Origin of the sequence: Kitasatospora sp. NPDC101801, assembly GCF_044766665.1 — a bacterium.
Classification (GTDB): domain Bacteria; phylum Actinomycetota; class Actinomycetes; order Streptomycetales; family Streptomycetaceae; genus Kitasatospora.
The window spans coordinates 1-20,638 of record NZ_JBIWML010000045.1 but is presented as its reverse complement, the minus strand read 5'-3'; the positions used below and the strand labels follow the sequence as shown (position 1 = coordinate 20,638).

16 protein-coding genes and 1 pseudogene are annotated in these 20,638 nt (G+C 75.9%); 9 read left to right on the top strand and 8 right to left on the bottom strand.

Translation table 11 applies throughout. The annotated features are described in order from the left end of the window. Window positions 1–187 precede the first annotated feature (187 nt). Window positions 188–898: a helix-turn-helix domain-containing protein gene (locus tag ACIRPK_RS32025; RefSeq protein WP_403045098.1), complete on the top strand. Its 711-nt coding sequence runs from the start codon at window positions 188–190 to the stop codon at window positions 896–898. 21 nt (window positions 899–919) lie between these two features. Here the strand turns inward: ACIRPK_RS32025 and ACIRPK_RS32020 are convergent, their stop codons facing one another. The 8 genes from ACIRPK_RS32020 to ACIRPK_RS31985 all read right to left on the bottom strand — a co-directional run bounded on the left by ACIRPK_RS32020 (window position 920) and on the right by ACIRPK_RS31985 (window position 12,470). Continuing rightward, window positions 920–1,867 (bottom strand): lantibiotic dehydratase C-terminal domain-containing protein, encoded by a 948-nt coding sequence (locus ACIRPK_RS32020; protein WP_403045095.1) that lies wholly within the window; start codon window positions 1,865–1,867, stop codon window positions 920–922. Beyond that, entirely contained in the window at window positions 1,864–3,363 is a 1,500-nt protein-coding gene (locus tag ACIRPK_RS32015; RefSeq protein ID WP_403045092.1) for a hypothetical protein, read from the bottom strand. The genes ACIRPK_RS32020 and ACIRPK_RS32015 overlap by 4 nt, the downstream gene beginning before the upstream one ends. A 56-nt stretch (window positions 3,364–3,419) precedes the next feature. Further along, a complete protein-coding gene (locus ACIRPK_RS32010; protein ID WP_403045089.1) occupies window positions 3,420–5,378 on the bottom strand; it encodes a YcaO-like family protein in 1,959 nt (652 codons plus the stop codon). Then, entirely contained in the window at window positions 5,375–7,228 is a 1,854-nt protein-coding gene (locus ACIRPK_RS32005) for a hypothetical protein (RefSeq protein WP_403045086.1), read from the bottom strand. The genes ACIRPK_RS32010 and ACIRPK_RS32005 overlap by 4 nt, the downstream gene beginning before the upstream one ends. Next, a complete protein-coding gene (locus ACIRPK_RS32000; RefSeq protein ID WP_403045083.1) occupies window positions 7,225–9,831 on the bottom strand; it encodes a lantibiotic dehydratase in 2,607 nt (868 codons plus the stop codon). Before ACIRPK_RS32000 ends, ACIRPK_RS32005 begins: the two co-directional genes overlap by 4 nt. Window positions 9,832–9,892: 61 nt before the next feature. Next, window positions 9,893–10,975, bottom strand: coding sequence for an LLM class flavin-dependent oxidoreductase (locus ACIRPK_RS31995; protein ID WP_403045081.1), 1,083 nt, complete (start codon window positions 10,973–10,975; stop codon window positions 9,893–9,895). 32 nt (window positions 10,976–11,007) lie between these two features. Continuing rightward, window positions 11,008–12,108 carry a hypothetical protein gene (locus tag ACIRPK_RS31990; protein WP_403045078.1) on the bottom strand — a complete coding sequence of 367 codons (1,101 nt, stop codon included), beginning with the start codon at window positions 12,106–12,108 and terminating at the stop codon, window positions 11,008–11,010. Window positions 12,109–12,260: 152 nt separating this feature from the next. Beyond that, window positions 12,261–12,470 (bottom strand): hypothetical protein, encoded by a 210-nt coding sequence (locus ACIRPK_RS31985; protein ID WP_403045076.1) that lies wholly within the window; start codon window positions 12,468–12,470, stop codon window positions 12,261–12,263. 424 nt (window positions 12,471–12,894) lie between these two features. Here ACIRPK_RS31985 and ACIRPK_RS31980 point away from each other — a divergent pair, with 424 nt between their 5' ends. The 8 genes and pseudogenes from ACIRPK_RS31980 to ACIRPK_RS31945 form a co-directional block, all read left to right on the top strand. Next, window positions 12,895–13,908, top strand: coding sequence for an ATP-binding cassette domain-containing protein (locus tag ACIRPK_RS31980; RefSeq protein WP_403045073.1), 1,014 nt, complete (start codon window positions 12,895–12,897; stop codon window positions 13,906–13,908). Beyond that, entirely contained in the window at window positions 13,905–14,666 is a 762-nt protein-coding gene (locus tag ACIRPK_RS31975; RefSeq protein ID WP_403045071.1) for an ABC transporter permease, read from the top strand. Before ACIRPK_RS31980 ends, ACIRPK_RS31975 begins: the two co-directional genes overlap by 4 nt. Further along, window positions 14,663–15,985 carry a M16 family metallopeptidase gene (locus ACIRPK_RS31970; RefSeq protein ID WP_403045068.1) on the top strand — a complete coding sequence of 441 codons (1,323 nt, stop codon included), beginning with the start codon at window positions 14,663–14,665 and terminating at the stop codon, window positions 15,983–15,985. Before ACIRPK_RS31975 ends, ACIRPK_RS31970 begins: the two co-directional genes overlap by 4 nt. Then, window positions 15,982–17,328, top strand: a complete 1,347-nt coding sequence (locus ACIRPK_RS31965) for a M16 family metallopeptidase (RefSeq protein WP_403045065.1) — start codon at window positions 15,982–15,984, stop codon at window positions 17,326–17,328. Before ACIRPK_RS31970 ends, ACIRPK_RS31965 begins: the two co-directional genes overlap by 4 nt. 86 nt (window positions 17,329–17,414) lie before the next feature. Continuing rightward, window positions 17,415–18,284 carry a peptidoglycan DD-metalloendopeptidase family protein gene (locus ACIRPK_RS31960; protein WP_403045063.1) on the top strand — a complete coding sequence of 290 codons (870 nt, stop codon included), beginning with the start codon at window positions 17,415–17,417 and terminating at the stop codon, window positions 18,282–18,284. A gap of 92 nt (window positions 18,285–18,376) precedes the next feature. Further along, a complete protein-coding gene (locus ACIRPK_RS31955; RefSeq protein WP_403045061.1) occupies window positions 18,377–19,120 on the top strand; it encodes an FHA domain-containing protein in 744 nt (247 codons plus the stop codon). Continuing rightward, window positions 19,117–20,475, top strand: a complete 1,359-nt coding sequence (locus ACIRPK_RS31950; RefSeq protein ID WP_403045058.1) for a serine/threonine-protein kinase — start codon at window positions 19,117–19,119, stop codon at window positions 20,473–20,475. The genes ACIRPK_RS31955 and ACIRPK_RS31950 overlap by 4 nt, the downstream gene beginning before the upstream one ends. 44 nt (window positions 20,476–20,519) lie before the next feature. Then, window positions 20,520–20,638: pseudogene (locus ACIRPK_RS31945) on the top strand (IS5/IS1182 family transposase); the annotation flags it as partial.

Below are 20,638 nucleotides of genomic sequence, written 5' to 3'. Positions count from 1 at the left end.
GCTTCTACGTAAGGCCACTTCAGTACTAATACGGATGGTCGGCCCGTCGCCGCGCACCCTAGATTCCGTGCTTGGGCCCGGCTCGCCGGCCGGGCCGACAGGTGCCCACAGGGTGCCGACCGGAGAGCACTGCCCGCTCTGATGCGGGTGGTGGTCCCCTTGTCGTCGGCCCCTCCACGGAGGCGGAATGACGCAGATCGAGCTCGACCGGCAGCTTCCCGGCGGGTCGGTGCACAACTCGACGCTGGTGGGCCTCGCCGCAGCGGTCGGCCTGCTACGGGAGATGACGAACGGTCACCCGGGCGAGCTGCTCTGGATGGGATCCGGCGACTGGGCGGGCTCACCGCTGCCCGGGCTGGTCCGGCAGGCGCTCGCCGGGCCCGGGCGCCCGGACCGCCTGCTGGTGCTGATCGACGGCGCCTGCCGGGTGGCGGAGGTCGCCCCGTGGCTCGACGAGCCGGAACCGGACCGGGTCACGGTCCGGACGGCGCGCCGACTCCCGCACGACCTGCTGATCGTGGACCGGCACGCGGTGCTGGTGCCGGCCGGTGGCGGTGCGGACGAGCCGCTGCTCGCGGTGGTCCGGGAACCCGTCAGCGTACGGACCATGCGAGGGCTGTTCGGCACCGTCTGGGGTGGCGCGGCGGCCCGGGGTGAGCTGTCCGAGCCCGTCGTGCTCGGCGAGGACGACGTCAAGCAGCGCATCCTGGAGTTACTGGCCGAGGGGGCCAAGGACGCGGTGATCGCCCGCAAGCTCGGCGTCTCGCTGCGCACCTGCCGTCGTCATGTGGCGGAGATCCTGTTGGAGTTGGGCGCGGTCAGCCGGTTCCAGGCGGGCGCGGCCGCCGCCCGCCTGGGCCTGGTCGCCGCCCGGCGGGCGGTCTGTGATTCACCCTGACCGCCTGACCGCCCCGCCCGGTCAGGGCAGGTCGCTCCCGGTCAGCCGGAGCAGCAGCGCGGCCGTCCGCCCCTCCTGTCCGGCCCCGGCTCCGAGCCGGTTGGCCGTCATGTGCAGATGCGAACCGAGGATGCCGTGGGCCCGGCGCACCCCGCCCGGCGCCGTGCTCCACACCGGCACCGCCGAGCGCAGCGGGTCGGACCAGGTGTCCCACGGCGCCCCGGGCTCGCGCATCAGCCGGAGCAACTCGGGAACGGCGGGGCGAAGTTGCTCGGCCTGGGCGGCCAGCCGCTCGTCGTCGGGGGCCGGACCACCCGCGCCGCCGTCCTCCCGTACGTACGCGTGGGTCCAGGACGCCCAGCCGTCCCGGACGGACTCCAGGAAGGGGCGGATCTCGGTCCGGGGGAGGGTCGAGGCGGCCACTGCGGTGGCCGCCAGGGTCTGGCCGAAGACCTGCGGGCGGCCGCGCGGGGTGAGGCAGGCGCGGAGGGCGACGGTGCTGGAGCGGTGGAACAGGCGCTCGCTCAGGCCGAGCAGCCCGGGGCCGCCGTAGCGGTCCGTCTCCGGCTCGTACCGGGCGCGGACCACGCCCGGCGGGTGCAGGGTGCCCTGGTCCAGTGCGCCGGTGCCCTCGCCGGTCCGCGCCAGTACGCCGACCGCGTCGGCGTACTGAGGGGTCGTCAGGCGCCGGTCGACCGGGACCGTGGCGTCGACCGCCGCCACCGCGCGGGCCAACTGCTGCTGGATCGCCCGGGCTTCGTCCTCGTCCGGGCCGTGGATGCGCAGCCGCAGGTGCGGGCCGCCCTGCCAGTAGCGGACGAAGAACCAGGGCCGTTCGGCGCCGCCCGGTGCGACGGTGTGCCGGGCGACCACCGGCGCCACCGCCCGGGCGAGCGCCTGGTCCGACACGTCGGTGCCGAAGGCGGCCAGGTGCAGGTGCCAGCTCCGCCAGCCGGAGTCGGTGGTCATGTCCGCAGGTCCAGCATCGGTTCGGCGAACCGCGAGCGGCCGCACACGGTCATGAACACCGGCACCGTCCGCCGGGAGAGGCCGGCCAGCCGCTGCACGCGGAACTCGTCGTAGGAGCGGGCGGGGCGGGCGTACAGGCCGAGCGCCGCCGCGGCCAGTTCGAGGCCGTGCGCCGTCCAGCCGCACCAGAGTTGGAGCAGCGACCAGGCCGCCGGGCCGAGGTCGGCGAGCAGCTCGGGCACGTCCACCACGTAGGTCCACACCATCGACGCGTGCCGCAGCCCGCAGTCCGTCCCGGGGGAGACCGGATAGCCGAAGGCCGCCTGCAGCGAGGTCATCACCGTCGGGTTCTCGCGGACCGGCCGCAGTCCGTCCGGGGACGCCTCGTAGTAGCCGGTCGGCCGGTCCCCGACGTTCTGCAGGGCCACCAGCAGGCGGACCCGGCGGCCGATCTCGGCCAGTTCGGGGCTCGGGGCCGGTACGGCCGCCCAGGCGAGGAACTCCTGCACGGCCGACTCCGGCAGCCGGACGGGCCGGCCGGAGAAGCCCGACAGCCGGTCGGGCACCCGCCCGGCCGACCTGTTCCAGAACACGCCGTCCCAACCGGTGCCGGGGGGTGCGGAGTCGGCGGTGGCGGCGGGGATGCCGAGCGCCGGTGCGGCAAGCGGGTACCGGGCCGCGAAGCGGTGCCCGTTGACCTGCTCGGCCTCGGTCAGCGAGGGATGCCCGGACTCGGCGGCCAGCAGTCGGTCCGCCGCCGCGAAGACCGCCGGGTCGCTCGGGGCGCCCGGGAGCGGCTGCCCACCCGCCGGAGCGGTCAGACCGGACAGCGCCACCCGCACCGGAGCGGACCAGCGCCCGGGGTCGGCGGCGCCGATCAGCCGGGCGGCGGTGGCCGAGTCCTCGCCGTCCAGGGACAACCGGGCCGGGACACCCGCGAGTTGCGCGGCGACCAGCAGGCTGCGGAGGTTGATCCCGGTCTCCAGGTCGCCCAGCGCGCAGCGCAGCCGGCCGTACGGCGTCGGCAGGTCGGTGTAGCGGGCCGCCAGCAGCACGTCCAGGTCGCCGAGCGGCGCCGGTACCTCGGAGTCCGGCAGGTCGAGGTCGACCAGGGCGTGCCGGTAGAGGTCCAGGTAGGCGGCCCCGCCGTCGGAGACGGTGAGCACGTGCACGGGGAACTTGCTGCGGACCGAGGCGACCACCCGGTGGTCGTTGAACCGGTTGGAGGGCTCCCGGCGTTGCAGCCCGAAGGCGGTGAGCAGGAGGTGGCCCGCCCGGTCCCCGGCTGCGGCCCCGGTGCGGCCGTGCGGGTACGGGGCCGCCGCCAGCAGGTCCACGGTGCCGTGCGGCAGGGGGTGGCCGGTCGAGCCCCGGGCCGCCGTCGGCGGCAGGGCGGCGGTGGTCGGTGCGGAGTCGTCGATCTCGATCGCCCCGCCGAACAGCCCCTTGCCCGGGCCCTGTCGGTAGGCGAAACGGCGCACGTCGGTTACGGTCAACGTCGCTTCCTGTCATGGGTGCTGGGCGGCGGGCCGGGTCGGGCCCGCCGGACGGATCAGGGGAACGGGTGCGGATCGAGCGACGCGGCCGGGGCCGCCCGGGCGCCCAGCAGCCGGTCCAGCCCGCCGAAGCGCTGGTGGACCTGGCCGAAGCACATCGGGACGATGCCCGGCACCACGGCCTTGACCACCGCGACACCGGCGTCGCCGTGCTCCGGGGTGGACTGGTCGACCAGCACGATCTCGGTCAGGCCCGCCCGGCGGTAGAGCTCCGCCACGAACTCCAGCCCGCCGTTGACGTCCCCGCCGGCGGCGTGCCGGTAGACCTCTGGCCAGCCGGGGAACGCCTCACCCAGCGTCAGCCGCGCACCGCCCAGCACCGTTTCGACCCGGGGCAGCAGCCTCGGGTCCGCGTTCCGGCGCGGATGGTCCATCAGCTCGGTCACCAGCCAGGGGTCGGCGAGCATCGCCTCGGTGCTCGCCGGATCCCAGGTCAGCCCGTTCTCGGTGAGCTGGGCGAGCTCCCAGAGCGCGGACCGGACGGCCACCTCGGGGTCGGGGTGGCAGCCGGCCGTGCTGAAGGCCGCGGGCAGCGCCCGGTCGGGCCGGACCGCGAGCGCCCACACCACCGGCACCGGGATGTCGGCGGACGCGGCGAGCAGGTGCACCTCGAAGCCGCGGGCCGCCGCCATCCGCAGCAGCAGGCGGCTCTGCGGGTCGGTGACGGTGGCCGGGTCGATCACCGGCAGCGGGCGCTGCCGGTGCCAGCCGATCAGGAAGGCGTCGCGCTCCGCGAGTTCGAGCAGCGACTGGAGCGCCGCCTCCTCCGCCGAGGACCCCAGGGCGCAGCCGCTGGAGGACTCCAGCACGTGGTTCAGCCGCCGGTCGCCCGGGGCGCGGGGCGGGTAGCGGTACTGGTAGAAGCCCGCGTCGGCCGGGACCAGCAGCGGCGCCCCGTCGTTCAGCCGGTGGCCCCAGACCCAGTCCATCGGGGTGTCCCGGGTCCACGGCCGGATCCGGCTCAGCGGGTGCGCGAGCTGCTCGGCGGTGTAGCTGCCGAGCCGGGCGGGGTCCAGCGCCCGGTCGCCGAGCTCGCGCGCCGTCCGCCCGGTGACCAGCGGCGCGGCGTGCGGGTAGCCGGCCACCCGCTCGTACGCCTCCAGGTAGGCGACCGCCTCGGCCTCGCGGTAGGTCCGGGCCCGGCCGTGGCCGGCCGGGGCGCCGCCGAGCAGTTGGACCTCGGACATCGCGAACGGCACGTGGCCGTCCCGGCTGATCCGGACGGCCGGGCCGAACCGGGAGTCGGCCAACGCGCGCCGCATCCGGTCCGGGTCCATCCCGTAGGGCGCACCGGCCCGGGTGGGCACGGCGGCGTCGGTCGGGCGGGGGTGCCGGGGCGGGGCCGGCGGCGGCACGGCGGGGTCCCCGGCGGCGGTGCGCGGGGTGCCGCAGATCGGGCAACGGTGGCTCCGGCGCACCCGGTGCCGCCGGATGGTGCCGTCGCCCCGCAGCACCACGAGCTCGCCCGGGCGCAGCGGCGCCGCGCCGAGCACCAGCCCGTACGCGCCGACCGCCTGCGGCAGCCAGGGGGAGGCCCGGTGCGGGGCCGGGCGGCCGGTACCGGCGGCCTCGGGCGCCGCCGGAGCCGCCCGGCCCGCGGCGGCCGCGAAGTCCACCAGGGCCTCGCCCTCCGGGCGGTGACGGTGCGACAGCCGGGTGACCACGCAGCCCGCGCAGGAGACCGGGGTCCCGTCCAGCAGCAGCGGGGTCCAGAGCGGGCCCAGGACCACGGCGTCGTCGGCGATCCGGACCGAGAGCAGTCCGACCCCGCGCAGCCGGGCCTCGGCGAGCGCCTCGGCCTCCCACCGCCGGTCCCAGCCGGCGCTGACGGCGAGCAGGCCGACCCCGGGGTGGGCGGCCCAGCCGCTCCAGTCCCAGTCGGCGGGCGCGCCCGGGCCGAGCAGGGTGCGGGCGGCGGTGCCGGACGGCGGCGCCGTCCGGTGCGGCGCGTTCATCGCCACTCCAGCAGGCCGCAGACCAGCGGGAGCCGGTCGAGCACACCGTCACTGAGCAGCCGGTGGGCCCGGAGGTCGCGGCCCGGCCGCGCCAGCAGCTCGGCGGCCCGGGCGGTCAGCGTCGCCAGCCGGGGTGCGGGCAGCGCGTGCAGCACCCAACTCCCGGGCCCGGTGGCCAGGTCGGGCGCGCGGAACAGCCCGGTCTGCACCCGCGCACAGCTCTCCACCAGCGCGGCGTGCACCGCCGACTGGGTGCCCGGGCCCCACTGGCGGCCCAGCACGGCGCCGTCGGTGGCCCGGGTCGCGGTCGCCACCAGCCCGCCGAGCTCCGGCAGCGGCTCGGTCCGCAGGGTGACGGGGACGTCGAAGTGGTCGAGCAGCGCACCCCAGAGCGACCGGACGTCCGGGTGCGTCACGTCGGGCCAGTCGAACTCGGTGCCGGCGTCCGGCGGGGCGAGCAGCCGCACCAGGCCGTCCAGCAGCCAGAGTTGCCCGGTGGCACCGGCGCAGGGCACGGTCCGGCCGCTGGTGAGCGGCCCGGTGTGCTGTGCCAGGGCGTCCAGGGTCGCGGTGTCACGCAGCCCGGCGAGCAGCGCCTCGACCCCGGCGACCGCGCGGGTCGGGCCCCAGCCGAGGTACCTGCTCCCGCCGTCGAGGAAGCGCGCGGTGGCGGTCGAGACCGGGATCTGCGGGAGGTCCAGATCCGGTTCGAGCCGGGCCGGGCCGCTCCAACGGGCGGTCAGGGGGGCGGCGGTACGGAACACCGACAGGGCGTCAGGTGCGCCGCCCGGCCCGGCGTCCGCCGGCAGCGCCGCGACGTCGGGGGAGTCCCAGCGGGCCGCCGTGGTGGTGTGCAGCCTCGGGGTGGGCAGGCGGCGGGATTCCAGGGCGTGGCCCCAGACCAGCGTGACGTGGTGGCCGGCGTCCTGCTCCGGGCGGGCGGGGCCCGCCACCCGGCCGGTCACCTGGTCGGCCACCGGGGCCGGGCCGTCGGCCGCCTCGGGCAGCGGGGTGGCCAGCCCGGTCAGCGCCTCGAAGCAGGCCCTGGCGGCCAGCGCTCCCGCGAGCACGGCGCTCATGGTGGGCGGCGCCGCCGCACCGGGCTCCAGTGCCGCCCAGGCGCGGGCCCGGGCGGTGGCCGCGGGGAGCCCGGCGAACGAACCGGGGACGCCGGGCCCGGCGACCACGGCGAGGTCGTCCAGGGTGAGCAGCGGGATCACGGCGGACCCGGCCGCCGGTGCGGCGAGGCGGGCGTCGTTCTCCCGGTCCAGGACCAGGACGGTGAGGTCCGGGACCGACCCGTCCGGTGCGGCACCCGGGCCGGTGACCCGGACCCGCTCGATCCCGTACGCCGCGAGGCCGCGGAGCAGGCCGGGCACGGCCGGTCCCGAGCCGCTGATCCCGACGGTCGAGGCGCGCAGCCGGGCGAAGACCGCGTACGGGTCGTCGCTGTGGTCCTCCAGGTGGGCGAGCACGTCGGCGTACCGGGCGGCGGTCGCCGGGTCGGGTTCGCCGACGGTCAGGGCCGCGAGGTCCAGCAGGACGCCCTGGTCGAGCAGGGTGCGCAGCAGGTGGTCGAGGACCGGGCGGGCGGACTCCGAACCACCCGCCGCCACCAGCTCGTCGACCGAGGTGCCGTCCGCCAGCCGTCCGAGCTGACCGTCGATCAGCTGGTGCAGCGCGGGCGGCCCGGCGAGCACGAACGAGCTCCGCAGGTGCGAGACGTGCACCCCGCGGGCGACCGGCGCGAAGTGCGCCCCGGGGCGGAGCCTGACCCGCGCCGCCGGATCGCGCCGGGCCGGGGCCGGCCGCTCGGGGGCGGTCGGCGCGGGGGCGGTGGCCTGGGTCATCGGACGGTCTCCTCGGGGTGCGGGGCGGGGCGCGGACCGGCGCCTGGCAGGTCGAACTCCACCGCCCACTCGACGGCGTGCCGGGCGGCCCGGACGCCGGGCAGCGCCTCCTCCAGGTAGCCCCGGCCGCGCCGGTCCAGCAGCCGGGGCAGGGCGCGGGCCATCAGCGCGCTGCCCAGGTCGAGGTACTGCGGCTTGTCCCGGCGGCGGGCCTTCACGTAGGCGCTGACCCCCTCGGCCCCCTGCCGGGACGGCAGACCGCCGAGCGGGGTCTTGGCGACCACCTCCTCCGGCACCTGGTGGGCCGCCCGCCAGGTGGTGAGCGCGATCAGGTGCTCGGCCTCGGTCCGGCTCCCGGCCGCTTCGGGGAAGTCCGCCCCGGCGTACCAGCGGCGGCGCTGGAGCACCACCTGACCGGCCGTCAGTCGGGGCAGCCGCAGGGTGGCCGCCCGGTCGCCGTCCGCGCGCAGCCGGCCGGCCCGCACGGCGGCGAGCGGGTCCAGGGTGACGCGTCCGCTGTCGGCGAGCCACATCGCCACCCGCAGCGGTTCGGGCAGCAGCTCCGACCACTTCATCCCGCAGGACACCGGGGTGATCCGCCGGCCGTCGCGGTCGCGCAGCGACAGCGCGCCGGTGGCCGGGTCGTGGGCGATCTTGACCCCGGCCCAGTCCTCCGGGGTGACGGTCTCGGGCAGCAGACCCACCCGGTGGTTGATGTTGGACCCGTGCAGCCCCCGGTCCTCCAGCACGGCGCCGCCGTCGCCGCCGAGCTGACGCAGCGTCCGGGCGGCCGTCCGCTCGGCCGCGTCGCCGCCGAGCTCCCGGTCCGAGCCGAGGAAGCGGCTGCCGAGCAGGCCCCGGCCGCCGTAGCAGTCGTTGACCACCAGGCGGCCGTCCACGGGCTGCACCAGCAGGGCGTACGAGGAGGCCGAGCGGCGGAAGAAGCCCGGCAGGCGGCGCCCGAACGCGCCGAGCCCGGCCGGGTCCAGCCGGACCTCCGCCGCGTCCCCCGCGGCCTCGACGGCCGTGGTGACGTGGGCGAGCGCCTCGGCGCGCAGCCGCAGCAGCTCCGCCAGCGAGCCGTCGGCGGGGCCGAACTCGGCGGCGTTGCCGGCGGTCAGCGCGCTCTCCCGGCGGTAGACCATGGCGACCAGGTCGGGCGCGGCGGTTGCCAGGCCGACCTCGGCGCCGGGGCCGAAGCGGTCGGCGAAGGCGGTGCCGAGCAGCGCCCGTACCTCGTGGTGCCGGTCGAAGACGGCCAGGTAGGCGGTCACCTCGGCCAGGTCGTCCAGCGCCTGCCGGTACCCGTGGGCGGTGATCGCGGTCGGCGGGAGCACCAGGTCCTCGTTGACGTGCAGCCGGGCCGGGCGGGTGGACAGCGCGTTCAGCCCGGTCTCGGCCTCCTGGAGGCGGGCCAGCGCGGTCCGGCGGGCGACCACGCCGCCGGCGGCGATCTCGGCCAGGCTCCGGACGGCGGAGTCCAGGACCGGTACGGCCTCCGGCGCGCGCTCGGCCAGCACGGCGCGGGCGGCGGGCAGCGGGTCGACCAGCTGCTCCGGGACGGCGGGGCCGGGGAGCAGCAGCTGCGCCGCCAGCGCGTGGGCCACGAACCGCTGGGCGACGGGCAGCGGCACCGTCAGCTCGCGGGCGAGTTCCGCGAGCAGCACGGTGGTGCGGATCGGCCCGAGGCCGGTGAGCGCCAGCAGTGCGGTCAGCGGGCGGGTCAGCGGCGTGCTGGCCAGGGTCGCGGTGCCCTGGCTGCGGCGGACGAACCGGACCTCGAAGTCGCTCGGCCGCAGGGTGCGGTTCTGGTCCACCACCGGCGGCAGCGAGGTCCGGGCGCCCTCCGCCCAGGGGACCTCGCCGACGCCGGTGACCAGCGCGGAGAACAGGGCCCGGTCGAGCGAGACGTACGCGCGGGCCGCCTTCCGGTCGAAGCCGACGGCGTCCAGCGCGGTGCCGTGCTCGGACCAGTGCGCGAAGCCGACGGCGGTGAACCGGGACAGCGGACTGGTGCGGACCATCGCCCGGGTGAGGTGCTGCAGGATGCCGCGCTCGGACTTGCGCAGCCGGGCCGAGGGCGCGTCCGCGCCCGAGCGGTAGCGGCGTACCGCGTCCAGCACCTGGGGCGAGTTGAGGGCCAGCGAGAGCTGGAAGGGTTCGGCCGCGCACAGCTCGGCGAGCACCGTCCGCTCGTGCGCCAGCAGGTCCTGGTGCCCGGCGGTGAGGGCGGTACGGGCCAGCAGGCTGCGCTGCTGGGCGTCCAGCCAGGCCGTCACGGCCTCCGGCCAGGGGCCGGTCTGCAGTGCCGGTTCGGGATCGCGGTGGTTGTGGATGTCCCGGCGCAGGCGCAGCGCCCGGTGGCGGTCCCGCCCGGCCGGGCCGCCGGCCAGCTCGTACAGCTCCGCGCAGGCCGCCTCGGCGACCTGGAAGCGCGCGGTCTCGGCGGCGGCGAGCGCCCGCAGGGCCACGCCCAGGATGGGCGAGGCGAGCCGGCGGCCGGGCAGCGGGTTGATCCGCAGCAGCGCCGTGTCGGCGAGCACCGGCCGGGCCGTGCTCGCGCGGTCCGCCGCCAGCGGTGGGTGGATCAGCTCGACGGTCATGGGGTGGGGAGCACCTTCCTCGGCAGGGCGCGCGGGCGCGGGGCGGTCATCGGCGCGGCCCTCACCGGGCGGCGGCGACGGCCGGGGTGCGGTCGCCGCCGACGGCGGGCATCACCTCGGCGGCGAACAGCTCCAGGCTGCGGAGGGCGTCCGGGCCGCCGAGCCCGCCGAAGTCGGTCTGCCAGAGCAGCACGTCGGCCGCCATCCGGTCCTGGAACCGGCCGATCTGGTCGATCACGTGCTCGGGTGAGCCGATGAAGGCGGTGCCGGAGGAGCGCAGGTCCTTCGCGGTCAGCGTCCGGGCGATCCGGTTGAAGCCGGTGTAGCCCTGGTAGTCGCGGGAGGCGGTGTCGTCCCAGCGGGCCAGTGCCGCCGTCCACACCCGGAGGTACTCGGTCAGGTGCGGGTCGGCGATCCGGCGCGCCTCCTGGTCGGTGGCGGCCACGTACAGCGGCAGGCTGGCGGCCACCCGGGGCACGGCGGTCGACCCGTGGGAGCGCTCGAAGCTCTGCCGGTAGGTGCCGACCAGCGCGTCGTCGAACGCGGTGCCGGACGGCGTGATGAGCAGCCCGTGCCCCAACTCGCCGATCCGGACGAAGCTCTCGGGCGAGCGCACGGCGGCGATCCAGAACGGCGGGCGCGGGTCCTGGGTGGGCCGGGGCAGGACGGTGGCGTCCCGGAACGAGAAGAAGGGGGTGTCCTCGGTGACCCGCTCCTCGGTCAGCAGCCGCCGAACCGCCTCGATGGTCGCCTCGAACCGGGCCCGGCTGCCGTCCATCGGCACGCCCAGCGCCTCGAACTCGTAGGGCAGGTAGGCGCGGGCGAAGCCGATCTCCAGCCGGCCGCCGCTGAGCGCGTCCACCATCGCGATGTCGGAGGCCAGTTGGACCGGGTGGTGGAAGACCGGCAGCACACAGCCGGTCATCAGCCGGATCGAGCGGGTCTGCGCGGCGACGGCGGTCAGGAAGGTCAGCGGGCTGGGACAGTAGCCGCCGTACGGGTTGAGGTAGTGCTCGGTCATCTTCACGTAGTCCAGGCCGGCTTCGTCGGCCAGCCGGGACATCCGCAGGACCTCGTCGAAGTAGTCGACCGCGGACTTGGTGGCGGGGGAGGAATCGGGCAGGAACGACACGCCGAATCGCATGGGTCTCCAATCGTGGAAGGTCTGGGGCCGGGTCAGCGGCCTGACGTGGCCTCGGCGGCGGTCCGGATGTCCTCCGGGAGCTCCCGGTCGGCGAAGCCGGCGAAGCGCTCCAGCCAGCTCTCGCCGAGCAGTTCGTCGGCGGCCTCGCTCAGCCCGAAGCACAGGTAGTAGCGCTGCAGCGGGCTGACGCCGAAACAGGTGAGCGCGGTGTAGAGGGTGTTGAGGACGAGACGGTGCGCCAGCTGCCAGTACGGCTCCTGCGCGGTGAGGCCGGAGTGGTGGGCGGCGGAGTGGAACGCGCTCGGCACCGGGCGGTCGTCCGTCGGCGCGGTGACCGCCCCGACGGCCGCCAGTACGGACTGGTCCACCAGGCCGGCGGCCGCCATCGCCTCGGCCGCGCCCCAGCAGCGGGCGAAGCCGAGCTGCCAGGCGTCCAGGGCGGCGGCCTGCTCCGGGGGGTGAGCGTCCGTCAGGGCCGCGGCGAAGAACGCGGCGTCCTGGGCGTACCTGGCCCGGAACACCGTGCGGAGGTCGGTGCGCGCACCGACGGCGGACATCACGCCCTCCACGTGCGAGCGGTACGGCAGCGTGCCGACGCCGATGCCGTACGGGTGGGAGCGGGCCAGCAGCGCCAGCACCCGGGCCAGGTGCCGGAGCAGGTCGGTGCCGTCGAGCGCCACGCTGCCGAGCACCGGTTCCAGCAGGTGGGCCGAGAGCTGGTCGCGGGCCTGCACCAGGGCCGGGGCCCAGTCGGGGTGCGGGTCCTCCGCGGAGACCTCCACGTACCCCTGCGGCCGCAGCGGCGGGAACGGCGGGTGCACGTTCTCCCAGCGGCCGAGCTCGGCGGCCCGGGCCAGGTAGGCGGCGCCGTCCGGCGGTCCGGCCGGCAGTGAGCCGGCCAACTCGGCGGCCAGGGCGGCGAATTCGTCCAGGCGCAGGGTGTTGCTCTGCAGCGGTCTGAGCAGCAGCTGGAGATGGGAGCCGCCGAGCCAGCCGCGGCGGACGTGCACCAGCGGCACCCACTGCCCGGCCTTCAGCCGCCGCAGCGGCTCCGCGAGCAGCCGCAGCAGCGGGCGCGGGTCGGGCGAGTGGTCGTAGACCCGGATGACGCCGGGCCGGCCGGGCAGATCCACGGGAGACTCCTCCGGGACGGCGCGGGGGGACCTCGATGGGACGAGGTCCCCCCGCTGCGGGTGATCGGTCAAGATGACGCCGGCGTCCGGGCCGGCGGGGTGCTGCGGCCCGGGTCTGAGGACCGGACCGGCCGTGCCGCGGGGCTACCGGATCAGCAGCAGCAGCAGGACGAGGAGGAGGAGATGGAGACGGTGTCGACCATCGACATCTGGGTCTCGTCGAGCATGCCCTCGGCGTCGTCGACGAAGGCGTTGATGATGATCGAGGCGCCCATCTCGGGCAGGGCCACCGCGTTGTTGGTGTCGAGGACCAGCAGGTCCTCCACGTCGAAAGCGGCGAAGTCGACCGAGGTCTGGCTCATCTGAATGTCCTTCCGTGATTTCCGGCGGCCGGTGGAATCACCGGCCGCTGCTGGTGCGTCGCCGTCGGTCGGGAACCGGGTAATCCGTCGTCCGAATTGCGCCGGACGGAATCCTTCGCGTTCGGCGGAGTCGAATTCCACCGCCCCCGACTTCGGCGATCCCCATCGTGGTCGCCCGTCCCTGACCACCGCAAGAGCCGTTGCGCGGCAGCAAAGTGCGACCTTCGGCCGGTTCGCTGCAGCTTGCTGCCAATGCGCTCCTGGGGCGTCGGCGGCACTGGACCGATCGCTCCGAATTCGGCATCGTCACCTTTCGTGCCACCGCTTCACCGTCGTGCTTTCGGTGCATTGCACGGCATCTCGGGAAGTACGTCGAAAGGGGAAGGGCCACCATGACAGAGGGCCACCAGGGACGGGTGCGCGGATGATCGCCGCCCACGGACTAGCCCGCTCCTTCAAGGCGAGGTCCGGCGAAGTCGCAGCCGTCCGGGGGATCGACCTGGAGGTCGGCGCCGGCCAGGTGGTCGGTCTGCTCGGCCCCAACGGCGCCGGGAAGACCACCACCGTGCGGATGCTCACCACGCTCCTCGACCCGAGCTCAGGCAGCGCCCGGATCGCGGGCTTCGACGTCGTGACGGAACGGGAGGAGGTCCGGCGGCGGATCGGTCTGGTCGGCCAGGGCGGTTCGGCCGGCGCGGAGCACCGGGTGATCGACGAACTGCGCATCCAGGCCCGCCTGCACGGCCTCGACAAGCGGCAGGCCACCGAACGCGCGGCCCGGCTGTGCGCGGACTTCGGGCTGGAGGGGCTGGAGAACCGCCTCGCCAAGACCCTCTCCGGCGGCCAGCTGCGGCGGGTCGACATCGCGCTCGGGCTGGTCGCCCGGCCCAAGGTGCTGTTCCTCGACGAACCCACCGCCGGGCTCGACCCGCAGACCAGGGTGGCGCTCTGGGACCACGTCCGGGCGCTGCGCACCGAGCACGGCGTCACGGTCCTGCTGACCACCCACCACCTCGACGAGGCGGACCAGGTCTGCGACCGGATCGCCATCGTCGACCGGGGCCGGATCATCGCCGACGACACCCCTGAGTCCCTGAAGGACGCCTCGGCCGGCGACACCGTCGTGCTGAGCACCGAACAGGTCGGCGACGCCGCCCGGGCGGTCGCCAGGGTGGTCCCCGAAGGGCGGCTGGACACCTCGGCCGGCACCGTCCAGCTGCGGGTGGTGGAGGCCCGGAGCGTGCTCGCCGCGCTGCTCCGCGAACTCGACCGGGACGGCGTCGAACTGAGCTCCGTCACGGTCAAGCGCCCGTCCCTGGAGGACGTCTTCCTCGCCCTCACCGGGCGCGCGGTCGGCGACGGGGGCGACCTGCCCGCCGTACCGACCGCAGCCCCCGAGCCCGAGCCCGCGCACGCACCCGCCCTGGAGGAACGGTGAAAACGATCACCGACTCGCTGGCCATCTTCCAGCGGTCCGTCAACTACACGCTGCGCAACCCCGTCTGGGTCGCGGTCGGGCTGATCCAGCCCGTGCTGTACCTGCTGCTGTTCGGACCGCTGCTGGTCAAGCTGTCGGCCGGGCCGGGCTTCCGCGCGCAGAACTCCTGGAGCGTCTTCGTCCCCGGGCTCCTGGTCCAGCAGGCGATGTTCAGCTGCATCTTCGTCGGGATGGGCATCCTGTCCGAGCAGCGCTCCGGCGTACTGGACCGGCTGCGGATCACCCCCGCTTCGAAGACCGCCCTGCTGGCCGGCCGGGTCGCCCGGGACGTCCTGGTGATCCTCACCCAGGTGGTCATCCTGGTGCTCGGCGCGGTCGCTGCCGGGTTGCGGGCCCAGCTCACGGGGGTGCTGCTGGCGATCCTGCTGATCGGGGTGCTAGCCGTCGGGCTGTCCGCGCTGTCGTACGGGCTTGCCCTGAAGCTGCGTCAGGAGGAGGCGTTCGGCGGCCTGTTGAACGCCGTCGGCCTGCCCGTCCTGCTGCTCTCGGGCATCCTGCTGCCGATGTCGCTGGCCCCGGCCTGGCTGTCCTTCCTGTCCAAGGCCAACCCGCTCACCCACATCGTCGAGGCGGAGCGGCACCTGTTCGCCGGGGACGTCGGCAGCGGTCCGGTCGCGCTGGGGGCCGGCCTCGCCGTGCTGCTGGTGCTGGCCGCCGGGCGGCTGGCCATCCGCACCATGCAGGACACCGCCCGATGACCCGCCCGGCGGAGCGGGCGCCGGTGCTCGGGGGCGTCGAACGGCTGCGGCTGGACAACGGGTTGCGGGTGGTGGTCGCCGCGGATCCGAGCGCGCCCGCGGTCTGCGTGGCGGTCCACTACGACGTCGGCTTCCGCTCCGAACCGGTCGGGCGGAGCGGCTTCGCCCACCTCTTCGAGCACCTGATGTTCGAGGGCAGCGAACGGGTCGGCGCGGGCCTGCACGGGCGTCATGTGCAGGCGGCCGGCGGGACGTTCAACGGCATCACCTACCGGGACCACACCGCGTACCACCAGGTGGTGCCGCCCGAGGCGCTGGAGCGGATGCTGTTCCTGGAGGCCGACCGGATGCGCGGCCCCCGGCTCACCGAGGCGACGCTCGCGCACCAACTCGCGGTCGTCAAGGAGGAGATCCTCCGCAACGTCACCGCCCAGCCCTACGGCGGCTTCCCCTGGATCCCGCTGCCGCCCGTGCTGTTCGGCGGCTACGCCAACACCCACAACGGCTACGGCGACCTGGCCGACCTGGACGCGAGCACGCTCGCGGACTGCACCGCCTTCTTCGACACCCACTACGCGCCGGGCAACGCCGTGCTCACCGTCTGCGGCGACGTCGACCCGGCCGACTGCGCCGAGCTGATCCGGCGTCACTTCGACCAGGTCGCGGCCCGCCCGGTGCCCGTCCGCACCCCGGTCACCGAGGACCGGCCCACCGGGGACCGGCAGGACGAGATCCCGGTCCCCGGGCTGCCGATGCCCGCCCTGGCGCTCGGCCTGCGGCTGCCCGACCCGGTCGCCGAGACCGACCGCTACCTGGCGGCCGCCGTGGTGGGCGCCCTGCTCGGCGGCGGCGAGACCTCGCTGCTGCACCGCAGCGCCGTCCGCGAGGCGGGCACCGCCGTCAGCGTGCACGCGGGTGCCGGGCTCACTGGGGCACCGCTGGAGGCCCGGGACCCGGACGTCTTCGTGATCCGCGCCATGCTGCCCTCGCCCGGCACGGCGGACGCGGTGGCCGACGCCGCCTGGGCCGGCCTGCGCTCGCTGGCGGACCGCGGGCCCGACCCGGCCGCGCTGGCCCGCGCCACCGCCCGGATGGCCGTCGAGCGGCACCGCAGGCTGGACCGCCTCGGTGCGCGGGCCGAGCAGTACGGCCGGTTCGAACTGCACCACGGCGACGCCGCCCTGGCCGCCGGGCTGCCCGGCCGGATCCGCCGGATCACCCCGGCGGCGGTCGCCGAGGCCGCCGCCGACCTGGCCGGGCAACGCCGCCGCAGCGTCCTGCTCGTCCCCGCCGCGCCCACCCCGGGAGGCCCCCGATGACCGCACCCGCCACCGAGCCGCCGGCCGACCTGCTGCCCCCGCTCGCCGCCGCCCGCCCGGCCGCGCCGCTGGACGCGGTCACCGTCGTGGCGGAGAACGGGCTGCGCGTGCTGGCGGCCCGCAGCAGCACCGTTCCGCTGGTGGAGCTGCGCCTGCTGATCCCGTCCGACGGCGGGCCCGCCCAGCTCGGAGCCACCGCCGAGCTGCTCGCCGCCACCCTGCTCGGCGGCACCCGGAAGCACGGCCGCGCGGCCCTGGACGACCGGCTGGCCGACGTCGGGGCGCAGCTCAGCGCCCGGGTCGACCCCGAGCGCCTGGTGCTCTCCGGCAGCGCGCTGGCCGACGGGCTGCCGCGCCTGCTTCAGGTGCTCGCCGACTGCCTCACCGAGCCGGCCTTCGACCCGCAGGACGTCGCCGAGCAGCGGGCCCGCCTGCGGCAACGCATCGACGTCGCCCGGCGGCTGCCCAAGAACGCCGTCCGCGAGGCGCTGCTGCGCCGGTGCCACGGCGACCACCCGCTCAGCCGGGAGACCCCCGAGTCCGGCCTGCTGGCCGCCGTCGACCCGGACGCGATCCGGCAGCTGGCCCAGCAGCGGCTGGTGCCCCGGGGCGCCACCCTGGTCGTGGTGGGCGGCGCGGAGCCGAAGGTGACGGCCGATCAGGTCGGCGCCGCGCTGGCCCGGTGGCGCTCCGACCGGACGGTGACCGCGCCCACCGCACCCGACCCGGTCCGGGGCGGCGGCCTCGACCTGCTGCCCAGGCCGGGCGCCCGGCAGGCCCAGATCCGGCTCGCGGCACCCGCGCTGCCCCGGAGCGATCCCGGCTACGAGGCGCAGCTGGTGGCCAACCTGGTGCTGGGCGGCTACTTCTCCTCGCGGCTGGTCGCGGAGCTGCGGGAGAGCCTCGGCTACGTCTACCACGCCCAGTCGACCGTCGAGGAGCACGCCGGCGGCAGCGCCCTGACCGTGCTCGGCTTCGACACCGACACCCGGACGGCGGGCGCCGCGCTCCGGGCGGCCCGGCACGAACTCGCCAAGATCGCCGACTCCGCGCCGCCCACCGACGCCGAGGTGACCGCCGCCCGCTCGTACGCGGTGGGGATCACCGCCCTGGCGCTGACCGGGCAGAGCGGGCTCGCCCACCACCTGCTCACCCTGGCGTCCGCCGGTCTCGACCACGGCTGGCTGCCCGGCCACCTGCACCGCCTGCGGGCGGTCACGCCGGACGCCGTCCGGGCCGCCGCCCGCAGCTTCGCCCCCGACCGGTTCACCGGCGTCGTCGCCGGCGACCCCGAAGTCCTGCGGCCCGAGCTGGAGTCACCGGGCGGCGGATGGACCCTCTGAGGTCCGAGGTGGTGCTCCGGCGGAGCGTCCCCCAGCATGACGGTCGGGCGGCACTCGCCGCCGGGGGACTCGGGACGGGAAGAGCGATGCGCAGAGCGTGGGCGGTACTGCCGGCCTGGCTGGCGGCCGCAGTGCTGATGGCGGCGGTGGTGCCGGGCACGGCCACCGCGCGGACCGGGGCGGCGGTGGGCACGGCCGCCGAACGGCCGGCCTTCCAACTGCCGTTCCCGTGCGGCACGGTGTGGCAGCTGGACACCTGGGGCCACGATCCGGCGCTGGACATGGTGGTGGAGGGCAACACCGGCTCCGACGGTCTGCCGGTGCTCGCCTCGGCGGCGGGCACGGTGTCCGCCACCTACCGGGACAACGGCTCCGGCAACACCGTCCAGATCAGCCACGGCAACGGCTGGTTCACCGCGTACTACCACCTCAAGGACGACCCGGCGACGTACGTGAAGAAGGGCGACCGGGTGACCCAGGGCAGCACCATCGGCCGGATCGGCATTTCGGGCGCCTCGGGCTGGGCGCACCTGCACTACGAGCAGCGCTACCTGGCCACGGGCGACTTCACCGACGAGAGCCACCGGGTGCCGGCCCTGCTCGACGGCGTCCGGTACTCCGGCCCGAACGCCGAGTGGCCGAGCGTCACCAGCCGCAACTGCACCACCGCACCGTCGGCCTGGCAGGACTGCCCGAGCGGCAACGTCTGCTTCTACTCCGGCGCCGACGGCACCGGCACGGTCTGCCGCTCCGGCTCCGACCAGCCGGCCAGCACCTGCGGCCTGCGCCGCTCCTTCTTCAACAACGGGACGGCGCAGCCCGGTTACGACCACGTCCAGGTCTACTTCCGGGAGGGCGGCAGCCAGTGCCTGCACTTCGGCTGGACCGAGGGCCGGGGCAACCTGCCGGCCGGCGGGCGGACCATCGACCGCTTCGTGTGGCGGGGGGAGTGCTGAGCCGTCCGGCGGGCCGACGGTGAGGGCCGGGTGAACGGCCCGGCACCCTTGTTACCCTTCCCCCAGGACCGTCGGGGGAGGGGAAACGGCTCGTGTACAGCATCATCGTGGTTCCGGGGCCCGGCATGGAGCCGGCCGGTCAGCAACGGCTGGCCCCCGGGCGGACGCTGCGGTTCGGCCGGGAGGGCGGGGCGGGCGACCTGCTCATCCCGCACACCGGCATCTCCAGGGCCGCGGGCGAGATCGTCGCCGACGGCACCCACTGGCTGCTCAGCAACTTCAGCCGGACCGCCACCTACGTGGTGGAGAACCCCGAGGGCGCCGGCGAGCACCTCAAGATCGCCCCGGGCCGGCTCGGCGCCCCGGTCCCGTTCGAGTTCTCCCGGCTGGTCCTGCCGGCAGGCTCCGACCTGATCACCCTGGACGTCTGGGCGCCCCGGCACGACTACGCCGACCGCGACCAGGCGTCCGCGGCCGGCGGCGAGCCCACCCTGCTGGCCTTCCCGCTCGACCGCTCCAAGCGGTACTTCCGGGTGCTCACCGCCCTCTGCGAGCCACGCCTGCGGGTGAGCCCGCACGCCCCCACACCCACCGCCGACCAGATCGTCGAGCGGCTGCGCCCGATCTGGCCGGCCGTCAACCGGGCCGCCGTGCAGTGGAACATCGACTACCTCGCGGTGAAGCTCCGGATCAAGCCCGGCCCGGACAGCGCCGCGCCCGGCCCCAGGCTGGCCGGCAAGAAGGACTCGCTGGTCTCGCTGGCCCTGCGCTTCGACCTGGTCCGGGAGGAGGACCTCGGCACCCTGGAGGCCGACCCGTCCGGACCGGAGCGATGACCACCCGGGACGGCGGCCCGCCGGACCTGCTGCACGTCCCGGCCGGCTACCGGATCGGCCCCTGGACGGTCGGGCACCTGCTCGGCTCCGGTGCCTTCGGCCGGGTGTACGCCGCCCGCCGCTCGGTGCCCGAGGCCGGGGTGCCGACCCGGGCCGCGCTGAAGGTCCTGCCGACCGGCACCAGCACCCCGCGCCAGCTCGGCCACCTGCGCGAACTCGCCGAGCGGGAGACGGCGTTGCTGCGTCGGGTGCGCGCCCCCCGGCTGATCCGGCTGTACGAGGTGCACACCGTCGACGACCCGGCCCGCCCGGAGCTCGACGGTGCCACCGTGCTGGCGCTGGAGGCGGCGGAGGGCTCGCTGGACGACCTGCTCGCCGCCCAGCCCGTCCCGCGCGGCGGCCCGGCCCTGCTCGCCCACGTCTGCGAGGGGCTGGACCAACTGCACCGCGCGGGCTGGGTGCACGGCGACCTCAAGCCCGGCAACGTGCTGCTGATGCCCGACGGGACGGCCCGCCTGGCCGACTTCAGCATGGCCGCCGAGCTGGAGGGCACCCACGCCTACGCCCCCGCCTTCGGCACCGCCGACTACACCCCGCCGGACCTGCTCTGGTGCGAGATCGGCGAGCGCGGGCGCAAGGTCCGTCCGAGCGCCGACATCTGGGCCTTCGGCGTACTGGCCCACCTGGTGCTGACCGGCACCCACCCGCTGCCCGGCGGCACCCCGGCGACCCGCCGCGACGCGGCCGTGCGTTACGCCCGCGGCGAGGAGGAGCTGCGGCTCTCGCCCGACCTGTCCGACGCCTGGCGGGACGTCCTGGGGGACTGTCTGGCCCGCCGGCACGAGGACCGGGCTCCGCACACCGCGGCCTCCCTGCTGCGCCGGGTGGAGGCGGCCGCGGCCGGCCGCCGCGCGTCCTGGCGCCCCGGTCCCTTCCTGCGGCGGCACCGCCCGAGGCTGCTCGCCGCGGCCCTCGCGCTCGGCCTGCTGCTGGGCGGGCTGGCGGCGGTCCTGCCGGGCACCGCCGCGGCGACCGGCTACGACCGCTGCCGGCGCGGCTCGGTGTGCTTCTTCGCCGAGCCGGACGGGCAGGGCGAGTTCTGCTCCTGGGTCGACGCGGACACCGACTGGTCCGAGGGCGAGACCGGCTGCGCCTGGGCGGGCCGGCTCGCCCCCCGGTCGGTCTTCAACAACGGCCAGGACCTCTCCGAGGGCGCCACCCAGGTCGACGTCCAGTACTTCGCCGGCATCGACCACCGGGCCCTGCTCGGCTGTATCGGGAACGGCCACCGCGCCAACCTCCCCGGCGACCAACGGCCACGCTCCCACCGGTGGCTCAGGAGCTGCACGCCCTAGGGGTTGTCCCGTAACTGCTGGCCACAGGTGAGATGATCTTGTCCGTGGCTGGTGTGATCACGGCGTCTGAGCCGTCCTGGATAGCCCCGTTCACCGGGCTGAGCCCGCGCGACTTCCGCAAGCTGATGACAGCGCTGCGGCGCGAGGGCGCCGACACTGTCAG